General features: G+C 72.6%; 10 protein-coding genes and 2 tRNA genes. 4 read left to right on the forward strand and 8 right to left on the reverse strand.

Annotation, left to right across the window (positions count from 1 at the left end):
- Positions 1–164 precede the first annotated feature (164 nt).
- Together AB0D49_RS07285 and AB0D49_RS07290 are read left to right on the forward strand one after the other, a co-directional pair.
- Entirely contained in the window at positions 165–1,394 is a 1,230-nt protein-coding gene (locus AB0D49_RS07285) for a helix-turn-helix transcriptional regulator (protein WP_362752224.1), read from the forward strand.
- Between the two features lie 55 nt (positions 1,395–1,449).
- Positions 1,450–1,890, forward strand: a complete 441-nt coding sequence (locus tag AB0D49_RS07290; RefSeq protein WP_362752227.1) for a hypothetical protein — start codon at positions 1,450–1,452, stop codon at positions 1,888–1,890.
- Between the two features lie 256 nt (positions 1,891–2,146).
- On the opposite strand, the gene AB0D49_RS07295 is transcribed toward AB0D49_RS07290, so the two are convergent.
- Positions 2,147–2,219: transfer RNA gene (locus AB0D49_RS07295), tRNA-Arg, on the reverse strand.
- Positions 2,220–2,614: 395 nt separating this feature from the next.
- Positions 2,615–2,705 (reverse strand) — tRNA-Ser (locus tag AB0D49_RS07300).
- 311 nt (positions 2,706–3,016) lie between these two features.
- On the opposite strand from AB0D49_RS07300, the gene AB0D49_RS07305 reads away from it, so the two are divergent.
- Both AB0D49_RS07305 and AB0D49_RS07310 read left to right on the forward strand, forming a co-directional pair.
- Positions 3,017–3,547, forward strand: a complete 531-nt coding sequence (locus AB0D49_RS07305; RefSeq protein ID WP_362752230.1) for an SSI family serine proteinase inhibitor — start codon at positions 3,017–3,019, stop codon at positions 3,545–3,547.
- 233 nt (positions 3,548–3,780) lie between these two features.
- Entirely contained in the window at positions 3,781–7,989 is a 4,209-nt protein-coding gene (locus AB0D49_RS07310) for a PAS domain-containing protein (RefSeq protein WP_362752233.1), read from the forward strand.
- Between the two features lie 117 nt (positions 7,990–8,106).
- Here AB0D49_RS07310 and AB0D49_RS07315 read toward each other — a convergent pair whose 3' ends face one another.
- The 6 genes from AB0D49_RS07315 to AB0D49_RS07340 all read right to left on the reverse strand — a co-directional run bounded on the left by AB0D49_RS07315 (position 8,107) and on the right by AB0D49_RS07340 (position 14,090).
- Entirely contained in the window at positions 8,107–9,762 is a 1,656-nt protein-coding gene (locus AB0D49_RS07315) for a long-chain fatty acid--CoA ligase (RefSeq protein ID WP_362753391.1), read from the reverse strand.
- A gap of 284 nt (positions 9,763–10,046) precedes the next feature.
- The gene (locus AB0D49_RS07320; protein WP_362752236.1) at positions 10,047–10,604 is read right to left on the reverse strand and encodes a SigE family RNA polymerase sigma factor; all 558 of its coding nucleotides are present in this window, start codon (positions 10,602–10,604) and stop codon (positions 10,047–10,049) included.
- Positions 10,605–10,849: 245 nt separating this feature from the next.
- Positions 10,850–12,016 carry a lipid-transfer protein gene (locus AB0D49_RS07325; RefSeq protein WP_362752240.1) on the reverse strand — a complete coding sequence of 389 codons (1,167 nt, stop codon included), beginning with the start codon at positions 12,014–12,016 and terminating at the stop codon, positions 10,850–10,852.
- On the reverse strand, positions 12,013–12,492 hold the full coding sequence (locus tag AB0D49_RS07330) for a MaoC/PaaZ C-terminal domain-containing protein (protein WP_362752243.1): 480 nt from the start codon (positions 12,490–12,492) through the stop codon (positions 12,013–12,015). Before AB0D49_RS07330 ends, AB0D49_RS07325 begins: the two co-directional genes overlap by 4 nt.
- Complete coding sequence (locus AB0D49_RS07335) at positions 12,489–13,457, reverse strand: OB-fold domain-containing protein (RefSeq protein WP_362753394.1); 969 nt, start codon at positions 13,455–13,457, stop codon at positions 12,489–12,491. The genes AB0D49_RS07330 and AB0D49_RS07335 overlap by 4 nt, the downstream gene beginning before the upstream one ends.
- A gap of 306 nt (positions 13,458–13,763) precedes the next feature.
- Positions 13,764–14,090 carry a hypothetical protein gene (locus tag AB0D49_RS07340; RefSeq protein ID WP_362752246.1) on the reverse strand — a complete coding sequence of 109 codons (327 nt, stop codon included), beginning with the start codon at positions 14,088–14,090 and terminating at the stop codon, positions 13,764–13,766.
- Between the last annotated feature and the right edge of the window lie 283 nt (positions 14,091–14,373).

The following is a 14,373-nucleotide window of genomic DNA, read 5'->3' on the forward strand; positions in this document are numbered from 1 at the left end:
TGCGAGGAGTGACCGCAGCCGTGCCTCGCAGGACCCCTGCCCTGGTGCACTCCCCACACGGCACGCGGCCTCGGTACCGTCAAAGGCAGAAGTCCCGACGGATGGAGCCCGATGCCTAGCCGCTCGCTGGATCGTCGACGCCTCTTCTCCAGGGGGGAGCGCTGATGCTGGAAGAAGCCGAAGAGATCGGTCGTCGCGTGCGCCGGGCCAGGCTCCGACTCGGCATGACGCAGGCCGACCTCGCCGCCGCCCTGGGAAAGACACAGGGCTGGGTGTCCAAGATGGAGCGCGGACAGATCGAACTCGATCGCGTCGGTCTGCTCAATCGGCTCGCCTCGGAACTGCACGTCCACCCGAACGACCTGATCGGACGGCCGTACACCAGCTCCCCGGCCGAGAATCAGTGGCAGGTCTCCGCCGCAGCGATCCTGCGTGAGCTGCGCCGCTACGACCTGGCCCCCGTCTTCGACGGAGCGCCCCGCCCGGCCGGTCAGCTGTGGCAGGAGACCACCCGCCTGCACCGCCTCCGCGATGCCGCCGCGAACATCGCGATCATGCAGGTGCTCCCCGACCTGTTCCGCGAGGCCCGCGCTCTGGCCGAGGTGGCGACGGGCCATGAGCGGGAAGAGGCGTACGCGATCTACGCGGTGTGCTGCAAGTTCACCCACACCGCGGCCCACGCGCTCGGACACCCGGAGCTGGTCGCCATGGCCTGCGAACGGGCCGCATGGTCCGCACGGCTGTCGGGCGACCCGGTGATGCCCGCCGTCGCCGACTGGATGCGCATGTGGGACATGTGGGCCACCGCGGACTGGGACGACTCCATCGCCCTGTCGGACAAGGCGATGCGCGGTGTGCAGCGGGAGTACGACCGGGGTGAACCGTTGGCCGTGCGGGCGTGGGGGTCGCTGCAACTGCGTGCGGCCGTCTCGGCGGCGAGGGCAGGTCGCAAGGCGGAGGCGGAGGACCGGATCCAGCACGCGCGGGGTGCGGCCGAGCGGATGGCGGAGGCCGTCGAACCTCTGGCCCATGACCGTCACAGCCTGACCTTCTCGCCGGGCAATGTACAGATCCACGCGATCAGCGTCGCCCTGGAGATGCATGAGCAACGCGAGGCGCTGTCGATAGACCGTCGCACGAGCAAGGAGCTGATCGAGTCGCTCCCCCACTCCCGCCAAGGCCACCACCACATGGACCTGGGCCGCGCCTGGCTGTGGGACGGCAACCGCGACAAGGCGCTCAAGGAGCTGGAGAAGGCCGAGCGCATCGCCCCCCAGCTCGTCCGCAACCACCCCATCGCCCGGTCAACCCTGCGCAGCATCGTGTACGCGGAACGAGCGAGCACCCGCGAGAAGCTGCGCCGCATGTCGGACCGCTTCCGCCTCGACGGATAGGGGCCATATTCCTGCGGTTCATATGGGACCCCGGAGACATTCCTAGCTTCAGGGCATGGCAGAACGAACAGCGAAGCAACTTCCCATCTCAGGCGTAGAGTTAAGCGCTGGCGCCCCATTCCATCCCCGCCTCGGCGACCTGGCGCTCGACCTCGCCAAGAGCGGAACGATCGGCGTGGTCGTCGCGCTGCCGAGCGACACCTCGGCGTCGTACCAGCTGCGTCCGCCCGGCGGAGGAGCGGACTGGCGCGCCAGGGCGGACGGGACCACTCTGCGCCCCGTGCCGGTCCCGGTCACTCACATCACACCCATGCGCCGAGACGCCCTCTACGACCACCGCGCCCAGCAGGCCGCGCTGGCGGTGACCGTCCACCACGAGGACGGCGGCACCAGCGAGACGGTGCTCGTGCTCACCCCGGCGCAAGTCGAGCTTTACTCGATCCAGTTCGCTCGGCTCATCGCCGCCAGGGAAACCGCCCGAGAGCACTCATGGTGAGCCCAGCCGCCACCTACGGTGGCCACTCTCCGCCCGTGCCGCGATATCAGCGAACGCCGTAACAAGAGACCGGACCAGCTCTCAGCCTGGACGGCGATCCAGAGTGGTCCGGTCTTGGCATCCTGGTCAGTCCCCCGCTGCCGATGGTTCCGGCAGCCGTCTGATCGGCGCCCCATCGTGATTGCCGTCAATCGCTGCCGTCACGGCACAAACCAGAGGCCCCGTGGATTCCTCCACAGGGCCTCTGACCTTGCTGTGCACTCGGCAGGATTCGAACCTGCAACCTTCTGATCCGTAGTCAGATGCTCTATCCGTTAAGCTACGAGTGCTTGTGTTCTGTTTTCTGTCTCCATCGGGCGCCTTTCGGGCCGCTCGTGGCGACAGGAAGAACATTACATGACTGCCGCCGACATGTGAAATCCATTGCCCGCACCCGGCATGACCTGCGAAAACGGTGTTTCAGGGGCATGCGCGAGCCCTGCTCGTACGGGTGATCCCTGATCATGGACAGGGGTCGTCCCGCGGCCACCGTGATGGCCAGGCCCCATGCTCCACGCGCTCGTACCGCAGATCCGGCTCGACCCCGGCCGACGCACCCTGCGCCTCGACCGGCCGCACCACCACGATCTCGCGGTCACCCCGGCCCGCCCGGTGACCTTCCCACGGACAGAGAAAACGGATCAGGGAGCCCGGCCTGAATGGCCGGGCTCCCTGATCGATGGTGCGGAGGCGGAGGGATTTGAACCCTCGATGGGGTTTAAGCCCCAAACCGCATTAGCAGTGCGGCGCCATAGACCGGACTAGGCGACGCCTCCCGCACAACCGCTCGCGCGAGCGCGAACGGTGCGTGCAGATGATGACACAGACGAGTGTGGTGTCACCAATCGCCCCCACCGTACTAGGCAGGTGGGCGGCAGGGCAAAGGCGTTCCCGAGCGGGTCCCCGGGGGTGATATGAGGCTCGTCGCCGGGTCCCGGAAAGACGTACAGAAGGCCGTACAGAAGGGCCGTCCAGAAGGACGTGCAGAGGCGTACGGAGACGTACGGAGGCGTACGGAGATGAGCGGCGAGGAGCCGTGGCGGGCCGCGTCGCGCAACGTCCCGAGCCCTCCACCGTTAATCAGGTCATGTCTCAGGTCACCTCCGCAGCAGCCCCTTCCCGACTCCCGTCCCGACACCCTTACCGACTCCCTTCCCGGCGTCTCCTGCTCGTCGCCGGGCTCGTCCTCGCCTCTCTCTCCGGGGTCGCGCCCGTCTCCGCCGCCGTCCCCGCCATCCCCTCCGCCTCCTCGCCCGCGCTGCCGCCGCCCGTCCGGCTGGAGGACCGGGTCGTGAGTGGGCGGCTGGATGTCGTGGTCGAGGACGCCGACGGCCGGGTCACGTCGTACGACGTCTCGTGCGCGCCGGACGGGGGGAGTCACCCGGATGTCCGCGGCGCGTGTGCCGCGGTGGAGCGGGAGATGGCGACGGGGCGTGACCCCTTCACGGCGGTCGCCGCGGGCAGCGCCTGCACGATGGTGTACGGCGGTACGGCCACCGCCCACGTCACCGGCACCTGGTCCGGGCGGCGGGTCGACGCCCGCTTCGACCGCACCAACGGGTGCGAGATCGACCGCTGGAACCGGCTCGTACCGCTGCTGCCCGACCTTCGGGGCTGAGCCACGCCCGGGACGTGAGGGTTCGGGGCAGGACCCGCGCCCACCTGTGGAGGTGCCTCGACGGTATGCCCAGGGCACCTCCACCGGCCGTCACCGGCTTGTGCGACCTCTGTCCCATCCGGCGCCGCCGGCGGGACCCCAGCGCTTAGACTCCCTCCCGTGACACGTCGCGGGCAGGTTGGCAAGATGGCCCGAGCCGTCGGCAAGGTGCGGTAACAGGGAGGAAGCGTCTCGTGAGCAGCAGGCCATCCCGAGGCGCTGCTCGCCTCGCAGCGATACTCGACGCGCTGCCCGATGCGTTGGTGCTGGTCAACGCGAATGGGACCGTCGTCAACGCCAACACCATCGCGCTGGAGGCATTCGAAGCCCCGGGCACCGCACTCGTCGGACGCGGGCTGCTGGATCTGCTGCCGCAGTTCGACTCCAAACTCATCCCGGGCAGCATGCGCCGCCCCGACCACATCGACCCCCGGGCCCGCACCAAACCGACCCGGATGATCGCCCGCCGCACCGACGGGACCGAGTTCCCCGTCGAGGTGACCAGCGCCAACCTGGAGAACGGCCAGCAGGCGTACGACGGGTACGGCTACCCCTCCGCCTCCGACGAGCTGCTGATGCTGGTCGTGCGGGATCTGTCCGGGACCGTCGACACCGAGGCCGAGCTGGCGCGTTCGCAGCGGCAGACCGAGATGATCCTGCGGGCCGCCGCCGAGGGGGTCGTGGGCACGGACACCGACGGACGGATCGTCCTGGTCAACCCGGCCGCCGCGCAGATCCTCGGCTACCGGGCCGGTGAGCTGGGCGGCAAGGAGCTGCACACCCTCGTCCTGCACTCCCGCCCCGACGGCTCCCCCTTCCCCTACGACGAGTCGCCGCTCGCCGACACCCTGCGCTCCGGGCGCAAGCACCGGGTGCGCGGGCAGGTGCTGTGGAACAAGGGCGGGGAGCGGGTCGCGGTCGATCTGACCACCGCGCCGGTCCGGGACGGGGACCAGCTGGTCGGCGCCGTCATGGCGTTCACCGACCGGCGGCCCTACGACTCGCTCGCCGCCGAGAAGGACGGAGTCGAGCAGCGGCACGCCGAGGAGCTGGAGCGGCTCTCCGAGGAGCACGCCTCCGACCTCACCGCGCTGCGCCAGCGGCACATCACCGAGATCGAGGAACTGCGCGAGGCGCACGCCGAGGAACTGGCCGCCGGTGAGGACCGTTACGCGGCCCTCGCCGAGCGCGAGAAGGACCGGTACGAGGCGCTCTCCGGGCGGCATGAACAGCTCCTGACGCTGCTCGCCGAGTCGCTGCGCGGGCCGCTGGACGAACTGCGCCGCGAACTCGCCGCACTCGCCGCCGACGACGCCGGACAGCTCTGGCCCGAGGCCAACCAGGTCCTGCACCATCTCTCCGCCGGGTACTCGCGGATCACCACCCTCATCGACAACGTCCTCGGCTACCAGCGGCTGGACAGCGGCACCGAGTCCGTCGCCCGCACGAAGGCGATGCTGGACTCCGTCGTCGCCGCCGGGGTCGACGGGGCCGTCGAGCTGATCGGGCCGGGGCGGGTGCAGTTCGCGGTGCACGCGCCGCCCATCGAGGCCGAGGTCGATCCGGTGCTGCTGGCCACCGCGCTCGCGCATCTCGTCGCCGATGTCGCCGGGGTCGACGCCACCGGCAACTCGCCGGTCTCGGCGGGCGGGTACATGGACAACACGGTCGTCGTCGCGGCGGCCCAGCGCGGTGAGGTCGTACGGATCGAGGTGCGCGGGCCGTACGCCGGGGGCGACCCGGTGCACGAGCCGATCGTGCGCGGCATCGTGCGCGCCCACGGCGGGGTGCTCCAGACCCATGAGGTACCGGGCATGAGCGGCAGCGCGTTCGTGCTGGAGGTGCCGATCGGAGGGGGCGCGGGGGCGGTCGCGGCGCCCGTCCCGGCGGCTGTGGCGCTTCCGGCGGTCGCCGGGGAGCGGCCGGGCGACGAGCCCGGTGAGCAGGGTTCGGGCGGGGGGCGGCGGCGGGCCCGGCGGTCCTCCGTCGACGCGTTCCTGGACAGCGAGGTCGCGCCCGGGGCCGGGGGCGCCGAGGGCGAGGCGCCCGCGCCCACCGGGCGACGGCGGCGCCGGGCGGCGGACGGCCAGCAGCAACAGCCCCAGCTGCCGCAGGCGGCACACCAGCAGCAGCCCGAGCAGCACGCGGTTCCGCAGGGGCCGGACGACGGCACCGGCGGCACGCCCACCGGGCGGCGGCGCGGGCGGCCCGCCGAGCCGGCCCCGCCGACCTCGCCGACTTCCCCGGGTGCGCCCGGGGCGCCGTCCGCCGTCCCCACCGCACCGCTCGCGCCCGTTCCGCCGGTCGGCGCGATCGAGCCCGTCGCCGCGCAGGGGGCCGTCGTCACGGCCGCCGAGCACGCGGCCGGGGCCGCCGCGTCCCGCACCGGGCTGGGCGCGGCCGTACCGCCGCAGGGCGTGCCCGTCGGGCCCGCGGGGCAGCTCGCCCGGCAGGCGGGGGGCCGTCCGGCCGCCGCGCTGCCGCCCGCGCTTCCCGCACCGGGAGCCGCGCCGGGCGAGCCGGGCGAGGACGACGAGGGCCAGCCGTCCGGGCGGCGGCGCCGGGCGCTCGCCGCCGCGCAGGAACGGGCGGTGGCCCAGGAGGCGGCCCCCCGTACGGTGTTCGCGCTGCCGCCCGCCGAGGCGGACCGCGGCCCGGAGGCACCGCGGCAGGCGCCGGTGGCGCCCGGCGGGATGCCGGTCCCGGCGTCGATGCCGGTGCCGGTGCCCGCGCAGGGGGTTCCCGACGGGCGGGGTCGGCATGACGCCGTACCGCACGACCAGGCCGAGGACCACACACCGCCGCAGCCGCATCCCGCCGGGGCGCCCGAGGGCCAGCCGACCGGGCGGCGGCGTCGGCATGTCGCTCCGCCGCACGCGATCGAGCCGATGGCCGAGCCCGTCGCCGAGCCGACCACCGGGGACACCCGCGGTTCCGCGCGGCAGCCGTCGGCGGCGCAGCCGCATCCGACCCCGGCGCCCGGCACCCCGCTGCCCCCGGAGGCCGCCGCCGCGCAGCCCCGGGCCGCCCAGCCGCTGCCCGCCGAGGCGTCCGGCGTCCCGGTCGATCCGGACTCCACGCAGGGGCGGGCCATAAGCGTCCGGACGCTGGGGCAGGGCGTGCCCTTCACCCGCCAGGTCGCGCAGATCCAGCAGGTGGGGCAGCCGGGAGGGCAACCGGGGCAGCAGCCTCCGTCGCCTCAGCAGCTCCAGCCGGCCCAGCCGCCGCAGCCGCAAGCGCCGTCCGCGCAGGCTCCGGCACGGCAGCCCTCCTCCGGCCCGGCGCACGCCGAGGCTCATGCCCACGCTCCCGCGCAGTTGTCTCCCCCGGCTCGTCCGCAGGCCCCGGCGCCGGTCGTCCCGGCGCAGCAGCCGCCGCCGGGTGCCGGTGCCACCCCGGCGCCGCAGCAGCCGTCCGGTTCCGGGCGGCGGCGCAAGCTGGGCACCCGTACCGAGGGCGGCGGGGGCGGCGCCGAGCCGCAGGCCCGTCCGCATCCGCCCGCCGAACAGGCGGTCCCGGCGCCCGTGCCCCGGCTCGCGCAGAACTCCGAGGGCGCGGGACGCTCGTACGCCATAGGGGCGCCGGACGAGAACGCGGCCGAGGGGCCGGAGCCGCTGGACGGTCCCGGCGGTGCCGTCGAGGTGGCCGATCCGCCGCGTCCGCAGCGGCTGGACGACGAGCTGCCGCCCGAGCCGCTGGACAATCCGCGGCGGCTGCTGGTGTGGCCCGCGCCGGACGTCTCCACCCAGCAGGCGCTGAGCGACCGCGGCTACCGGCCGGTGATCGTGCACTCGCGCGAGGAGGTGGACGCGCAGATCGCCGCCTTCCCGGCCGCGCTGTTCGTCGACCCGCTGACCGGGCCGATCACCCGGACCGCGCTCCAGTCGCTGCGTACGGCGGCGGTGGCCGCCGAAGTGCCGGTGATGGTCACGGCCGGGCTGGGACAGGCGACCCGCGAGGCGGCGTACGGCGCCGACCCCGCCGTACTGCTGAAGGCGCTGGCGCCGCGGGACAGTGAGCAGCATCCGCCGCGGGTGCTGCTGATCGAGGAGCACGCGGAGATCGCGCTCGCGCTGACGGCGACGCTGGAGCGGCGGGCGATGCAGGTGGCGCGGGCGGCGAGCGACGCGGACGCGGTGGCGCTGGCCGGGCAGTTCCGGCCGAACCTGGTGGTGATGGACCTGATGCAGGTGCATCGGCGGCAGGCCGGGATCGTGGACTGGCTGCGCGCGAACGGGCAGCTCAACCGGACTCCGCTGGTGGTCTACACGGCCGCCGTCGACCAGGCCGACCTGCCCCGGCTGGCGTCCGGCGAGACCGTCCTCTTCCTCGCCGAGCGCTCCACCAGTACGGAGGTGCAGAGCCGGATCGTGGATCTGCTGGCGCGGATCGGCACGAATTAGCCGGACAGCGGGGGGGGCGGCTCCGCCGCCTAGGTACAGGTACAGGTACAGGGGATGCAGGTACAGGGGATGTACGAAGGGCTCCGGGCCCGGTACATCCCCTGTCCCTCACGGCCGTCAGAGCTGGGTGATCTCCAGCTCGCCCGCCGCGTACTGCCTGCGCAGGACCTTCTTGTCGAACTTGCCGACGCTGGTCTTCGGGACGGCCGGGAGGATCGTCCACCGCTCCGGCAGCTGCCACTTCGCGATCTTGCCCTCCTCCTGGAGGAAGGTGCGCAGCGTCTGGAAGTCCGCCTCCGCGCCCTCCTTCAGGACGACGGTCGCGAGCGGGCGCTCGCCCCACTTCTCGTCGGGGACGGCGACGACCGCGGCCTCGGCCACCGCCGGGTGGGCCATCAGCGCGTTCTCCAGCTCCACCGACGAGATCCACTCGCCGCCGGACTTGATGACGTCCTTGGCGCGGTCGGTGAGGGTGAGGAAGCCGTCGGCGCTGATCGTGCCGACATCACCGGTCTTCAGCCAGCCGTCCTCGGTGAACTTGTCCTCGGGGCGCAGGGGTGCGCCGTCGGCCCCGTTGTAGTACGCGCCCGCTATCCAGGGGCCGCGGACCTCCAGTTCGCCCGCCGACCGGCCGTCCCACGGGAGCCGTTCGCCGCCGGGGCCGGTGAGGCGGGCCTCGACGCCGGTCGGGAAGCGGCCCTGGGTGAGGCGGTAGGCGAACTCCTCGTCCGTGCCGACGGCGCGGGCCGGGGGCCGGGCCACCGTGCCCAGCGGGCTGGTCTCGGTCATGCCCCAGGCGTGGCAGACCCGCATACCGAGCTGGTCGAAGGCTTCCATCAGGGCGGGCGGACAGGCGGAGCCGCCGATGGTGACCTGGGTGAGACAGGAGACGTCCCGGGGGTGGGCGGTCAGCTCGGCGAGCAGGCCCTGCCAGATGGTGGGGACCGCGGCGGCGTGCGACGGCCGTTCGCGCTCGATCATCTCGGCGAGCGGGGCGGGCTGGAGGAAGCGGTCCGGCATCAGCATGTTGACGCCGGTCATGAAGGTGGCGTGGGGCAGTCCCCAGGCGTTCACATGGAACTGCGGGACCACGACCAGCGAGGTGTCCTGGTCGGTGAGGCCCATCGACTCGGTCATGTTGACCTGCATGGAGTGCAGATAGACCGAGCGGTGGGAGTAGACCACGCCCTTGGGGTCGCCGGTGGTGCCGGAGGTGTAGCACATGGCGGCGGCCTGCCGCTCGTCCAGCTCCGGCCAGTCGTACGCGGTCGGCTTGCCGGAGAGCAGCTCCTCGTACTCGTGGACCGTCACATTGGCGCCCGCGGCGGCCTCGGTGAGGGCCGTGCGGTCGCCGGGGCCGGAGACGACGACATGCTCCACCGTCTTGAGGTGGGGGAGGAGCGGGGCCAGCAGCGGCAGCAGCGAGCCGTTGGCTATGACCACGCGGTCGGCGGCGTGGTGGACGATCCAGATGAGCTGCTCGGGGGGCAGACGGAGGTTGAGGGTGTGCAGGATCGCGCCCATGGAGGGGATCGCGAAGTACGCCTCGACGTGTTCGGCGTTGTTCCACATCAGAGTGGCGACACGTTCGTCGTCGTCCACCCCGAGGTCGTCGCGCAGGGCGTGCGCCAGCTGGGCGGCGCGGGTGCCGATCTCGGCGAAGGAGCGGCGGTGCGGTTCCGGCTCGCCGGTCCAGGTGATCACCTGCGATGTGCCGTGGATCGCTGACCCATGGGTCAAGATCCTGGAGATGAGCAGCGGTACGTCCTGCATGGTGCTCAGCACGGCGTCCTCCCGGGGCGACTCTGCCTACGCGGCGGTAACGTTTGCGTTGATTCTGCGCACGTACCGCGCGGTATGTCACTAGAACCGGGGGAGAACCTGGCCACAGTCCGATGATCGATCACCGTCGGCACTTCGGGGCGCCGGACAGAACGCGATGGGACCGGTGAATTACGGCGAAAGCGGTGCCGCGCGGCGGCGACAGGGGGCGGGCGGGGGCGGGGGCGGACACACGGACACACGGGCGTCACGGGCGTCACGGGCGTCGCGTCCGGCTAGCGGATCAGCTCCAGCTCCGGGTCCTCTCTCAGTTTGCCGAGGGCGCGGGAGACCGCGGACTTCACCGTGCCGATCGAGACGTCGAGCACCTCGGCGGTCTGGGCCTCGCTGAGATCCTCGTAGTACCTGAGGACGACCATCGCGCGCTGGCGGTCCGGCAGTCTCATGATCGCCCGCCACATCGCGTCATGCAGCGCCTGCCGCTCGGCCGGGTCGGCGCCGGACGGCGCCGGCTCGGGCTCCGGCAACTCCTCGCAGGAGAACTCGTCCACCCGGCGCTTGCGCCACTGCGAGGTACGCGTGTTCACCAGGGCGCGGCGGACATAGCCGTCGAGCGCGCGGTGGTCCTCGATGCGCTCCCAGGCGACATAGGTCTTGGTGAGCGCGGTCTGCAGCAGGTCCTCCGCGTCACTGGGGTTGGCGGTGAGCGACCGGGCGGTGCGCAGCAGCACCGGCCGACGCGCCCGCACATACGACGCGAACGACGGGTAGGCCGCATACGGCGAGGGCCGCCGGGCGACGTCCGAAGCACTGGTGCAGACGGGTGTGGTCATGGCTCCACGCTAGGAGTGAGGCACCCTCACGCGGATCGCCCGGAGGTGCCGAAGCCGAGTCCCCCTCAGGTTGTAGGGGTAGGGCTGGCGGCACCTCCCAGAGGTGGAGTGGAGGTGGACGGGTACTGGGGGTTTCCCCTCAGGAAGGGATCGGGGGGACCCGGGGCCGGACCCGGCGGGACCGGGACACCGGAAGGCCCCGCGGGGGCGGCGGCGCCCGGGGAGGGACCAGGACCCGGGGACCCTCACCCGTCACTGCCCAGCACCACCGCCGAGGTCGGCACCCCCGTACCGGCCGTCGCGAGCACGCGCTCCGCGCCCGGCACCTGGTTCACGGACGTACCCCGTACCTGGCGTACCGCCTCCGCGATGCCGTTCATACCGTGGAGGTACGCCTCCCCCAGCTGACCGCCGTGGGTGTTCAGCGGAAGCCGGCCCTCCGTGACGAACCCGGCGGCCTCCCCGCGTCCGCAGAATCCGTACTCCTCCAACTGCATCAGCACGAACGGTGTGAAGTGGTCGTAGAGGATGCCGACGTCGATGTCGGCGGGGCCGAGGCCGGTCGCGCGCCAGAGCCTGCGGGCGGTCGCCGCGGCCTCCGGGAGGGCGGCCAGATCGCCCCGGTGGAAGCCGGTCATCTGCTCCTGGCCCCGGCCCGCGCCCTGCGCCGCGCCCAGGACCACCGCCGGGGGGCGACGGAGATCGCGCGCGCGTTCGACGGAGGTGAGGACCAGCGCCTGCGCCCCGTCCGTCTCCTGACAGCAGTCCAGCAGCCGCAGCGGCTCCACGATCCAGCGGGAGGCGGCATGGTCGGCGAGGGTGATGGGCCGGCCGTGGAAGTGCGCGGCCGGATTGGTCGCCGCGTGACGGCGGGCGACCACCGCGACCGGCCCGAACGCCTCCTCGGGGGTCAGCCCGTAGGTGAACAGATAGCGCTGGGCCGCCATCGCCACCCACGACGCCGGAGTCAGCAGCCCGTACGGCATCATCCAGCCCAGCGCCGCGCCCTCCGCCGACGGCTCGCGGTCCTGCACCCCGGAGCCGAAGCGGCGCCCGGAGCGCTCGTTGAAGGCGCGGTAGCAGACGACGGTCTCGGCGACGCCGGACGCGATGGCGAGGGCGGCCTGGAGGACCGTGCCGCAGGCCGCGCCGCCCCCGTAGTGGACCCGGGAGAAGAAGCCCAGTTCCCCGATGCCGCACGCCTGGGCGACGGTGATCTCGGGGTTGGTGTCCATGGTGAAGGTGACCATGCCGTCGACATCGGCGGGGGTCAGCCCGGCGTCGTCCAGCGCCGCCCGCACAGCCTCGGCGGCGAGCCGCAGTTCGCTCCGCCCCGAGTCCTTGGAGAACTCGGTGGCACCGATGCCGACGACGGCGGCCCGCGCGCGGAGCCCGCTCCCGGCGCCGCTCACGCCGGGCCCTCCCTGTGAGGTGGCGGCACGGGGCCCTCCGGTCGAGGTGGCGGCACGGTGAGGGCGACCCTGCCCGTCACATGCCGTCCGATGCCGTTGTCCCCGATCACCCGTACGACGATCTCGGTGCCGTCGGCCGACTCCACGCGGCCGGTCAGGACCATGGTGTCGCCGGGATGGTTGGGGGCGCCGAGCCGGATGGTGACCTTGCGCAGCACGGCCGCCGGGCCGAAGTGATCGGTGACGTACCGGCCGACGAGCCCGTTCGTCGTCAGGATGTTCATGAAGATGTCGGGGGCGCCCTTCTCCCGGGCGAGCACCGGGTCGTGGTGCACGTCCTGGTAGTCCCGGGAGGCCAGCGCCCCGGCGACGATCAGCGTGCGGGTGACCGGGATCTCCAGCGGCGGCAGGGCGGCCCCGGGCCGCGCGTACCGCCGGGCGTCCTGGACGTCGTCCTGAGTGTCGTCCTGGCTCATGCCGCCGCCTCCGCCCGGAAGACCGGCAGCACCAGATCGTCGTCGTACGCCTGGAACTCCACCCGGACCGCCATCCCGATCCGCACCTTGTCGTACGGCACGCCCGTCACATTGGCCACCATCCGTACGCCCTCCGCCAGTTCGACGAGGGCGACCGCGTACGGCGGGTCGAAGGCGGGGAAGGGCGGGTGGTGCATGACGACGTACGAGTGGACCGTGCCGTCGCCGCGGGCCGCGACCGGTGTCCAGTCGGGCGAGCCGCAGTCGGCGCAGCCGGGCAGCCAGGGGAAGCGGGGGGCGGCGCAGGCGGCGCAGCGCTGGAAGAGCAGTTCGCGGCGGGCGACGCCGTCCCAGAAGTCCGCGTTGTCGCGGTTGACGACGGGGCGGGGGCGACGGGGGCGGGTTACGGGGGCGAGCTTGGGGGCGCGGACGGGAGCGGTGGGGGCGGGAGCGGAGGCGGGCGCGTATTTGAGGATGCGGAAGCGGTGGGTTCCGGCGAGGGCGCCGTCCGTCGTCCGGATCTCCGTGCGGGTGGTGACGAAGTACCCGGTGCCGAGCCTGGTGGTCTTGGGGCCGGTGACGGACTCGATCACGGTGTCGAAGGTGATCTCGTCGCCGGGGCGCAGCGGGCGCGGATACTCCTGCTCGCAGTCCGTGGCGACCACGGAGGTGCAGCCCGCGGCGTCGAGCAGGGCGAGGAGTTCGTCGAACGGGGCCGCGCGGCCGGGGTGCCCGGAGAGGCCGCCCATCGTCCAGACCTGGAGCATGGTGGGCGGCGCGACGGCGTCGGGGCCGGTGTAGGCGGGGTTGGTGTCGCCGAGGGCCTCGCACCAGTGCCGGATCATGGGGCGGTTGACGGGGTCCTTGCCGGGGGTGGCGACGGCGGCGGGGAGACCTTCGTAGGCGGTGAGACGGGCGGGGAGGTCTTCGACGGCGACAGCCGGAGCGCCGGAAGCGGGGGCGATAGGAACAGCGGGGGCGATGGGGACGGCGGGGGCGCCGGGGTCCGGCCCCGGTCCTGCGCCGGGGTCCGCGTCGCGGACGTCGTCGGTCACGGACGTACTCCTTCGGGGCGCGGGGATCGCCGTACGGAAGAGTTTCTGACTGTCCGTCAGACGACGTCCGCTGTCAAGGTCGGCGCCTGGACGGGACCGGCCCCGGACACGCCTGCGCGGCGGTGCCGAAGCACCGCCGCGCGGACGCTGTTTCCCCACAGAGCACACCCACACAGGAGGTCGAGGGGCGGTCGGCCGGACCGGCCGCCCCTCGGCTCACCAGAAGATCGGGGTGAAGTTGACCGCGACGTTCGAGTTGCCCTGGTTGATCGCGGTGAACGCGGAGCCGTCGACCTGAGCTGTGTTGCTCTGGTTCGAGGCGCCCGAGCCGATGGCCTGCTGCTGGGTGGTGGACGAGTTGCCGCTGTTGTCGCCGCCCACGCCACTGCCGAGGCTGCCCTGAATGGCGTTCGTGACGGTAGCGCTCGATCCGTCGTTCGCGAGAGCGCCGTTGTCGGCCGACGCGACACCGGCGAGGAGCGCGGCGGCGAGCGGGAGGGCGGAGACGACGGCGATGACGCGAGCGGTACGGATGCTTGCCATGTGTATTTCCTCCGGAACGGGGACACCCGGCTTCGTGAGCCGCGATGAGTGAACTACGGCAGTTTCCAAGGCAGTTGGCCATCCGCCTCGGGGTGGTGCACGACGTCGCGAGATCAGAGTTGCCCACCGAATCCCCGGCGAACCAGACCGGAAGCCCCTATTCCCCCTGAAGCGTGATGACAAGTCGATAAACCCTTTCCTTGCCCGCATCTCCCAGGTCGGGACACTCGGCACGGCACGCCCCAAGCGGGACAAGAGGTGAAGCGTTCCGGCACTTTTCCGG

The organism is Streptomyces sp. NPDC048290, assembly GCF_040652095.1.
Lineage (GTDB): Bacteria > Actinomycetota > Actinomycetes > Streptomycetales > Streptomycetaceae > Streptomyces.

What these genes read in the sequence shown, in the direction of transcription:
- AB0D49_RS07320 (WP_362752236.1), bottom strand. Translation starts at nt 10,604, where the DNA reads ATGACCACACCCGTCTGCACCAGTGCTTCGGACGTCGCCCGGCGGCCC.
- AB0D49_RS07305 (WP_362752230.1), top strand. Translation starts at nt 3,017, where the DNA reads ATGTCTCAGGTCACCTCCGCAGCAGCCCCTTCCCGACTCCCGTCCCGA.
- AB0D49_RS07340 (WP_362752246.1), bottom strand. Translation starts at nt 14,090, where the DNA reads ATGGCAAGCATCCGTACCGCTCGCGTCATCGCCGTCGTCTCCGCCCTC.
- AB0D49_RS07315 (WP_362753391.1), bottom strand. Translation starts at nt 9,762, where the DNA reads ATGCAGGACGTACCGCTGCTCATCTCCAGGATCTTGACCCATGGGTCA.
- AB0D49_RS07285 (WP_362752224.1), top strand. Translation starts at nt 165, where the DNA reads ATGCTGGAAGAAGCCGAAGAGATCGGTCGTCGCGTGCGCCGGGCCAGG.
- AB0D49_RS07290 (WP_362752227.1), top strand. Translation starts at nt 1,450, where the DNA reads ATGGCAGAACGAACAGCGAAGCAACTTCCCATCTCAGGCGTAGAGTTA.
- AB0D49_RS07330 (WP_362752243.1), bottom strand. Translation starts at nt 12,492, where the DNA reads ATGAGCCAGGACGACACTCAGGACGACGTCCAGGACGCCCGGCGGTAC.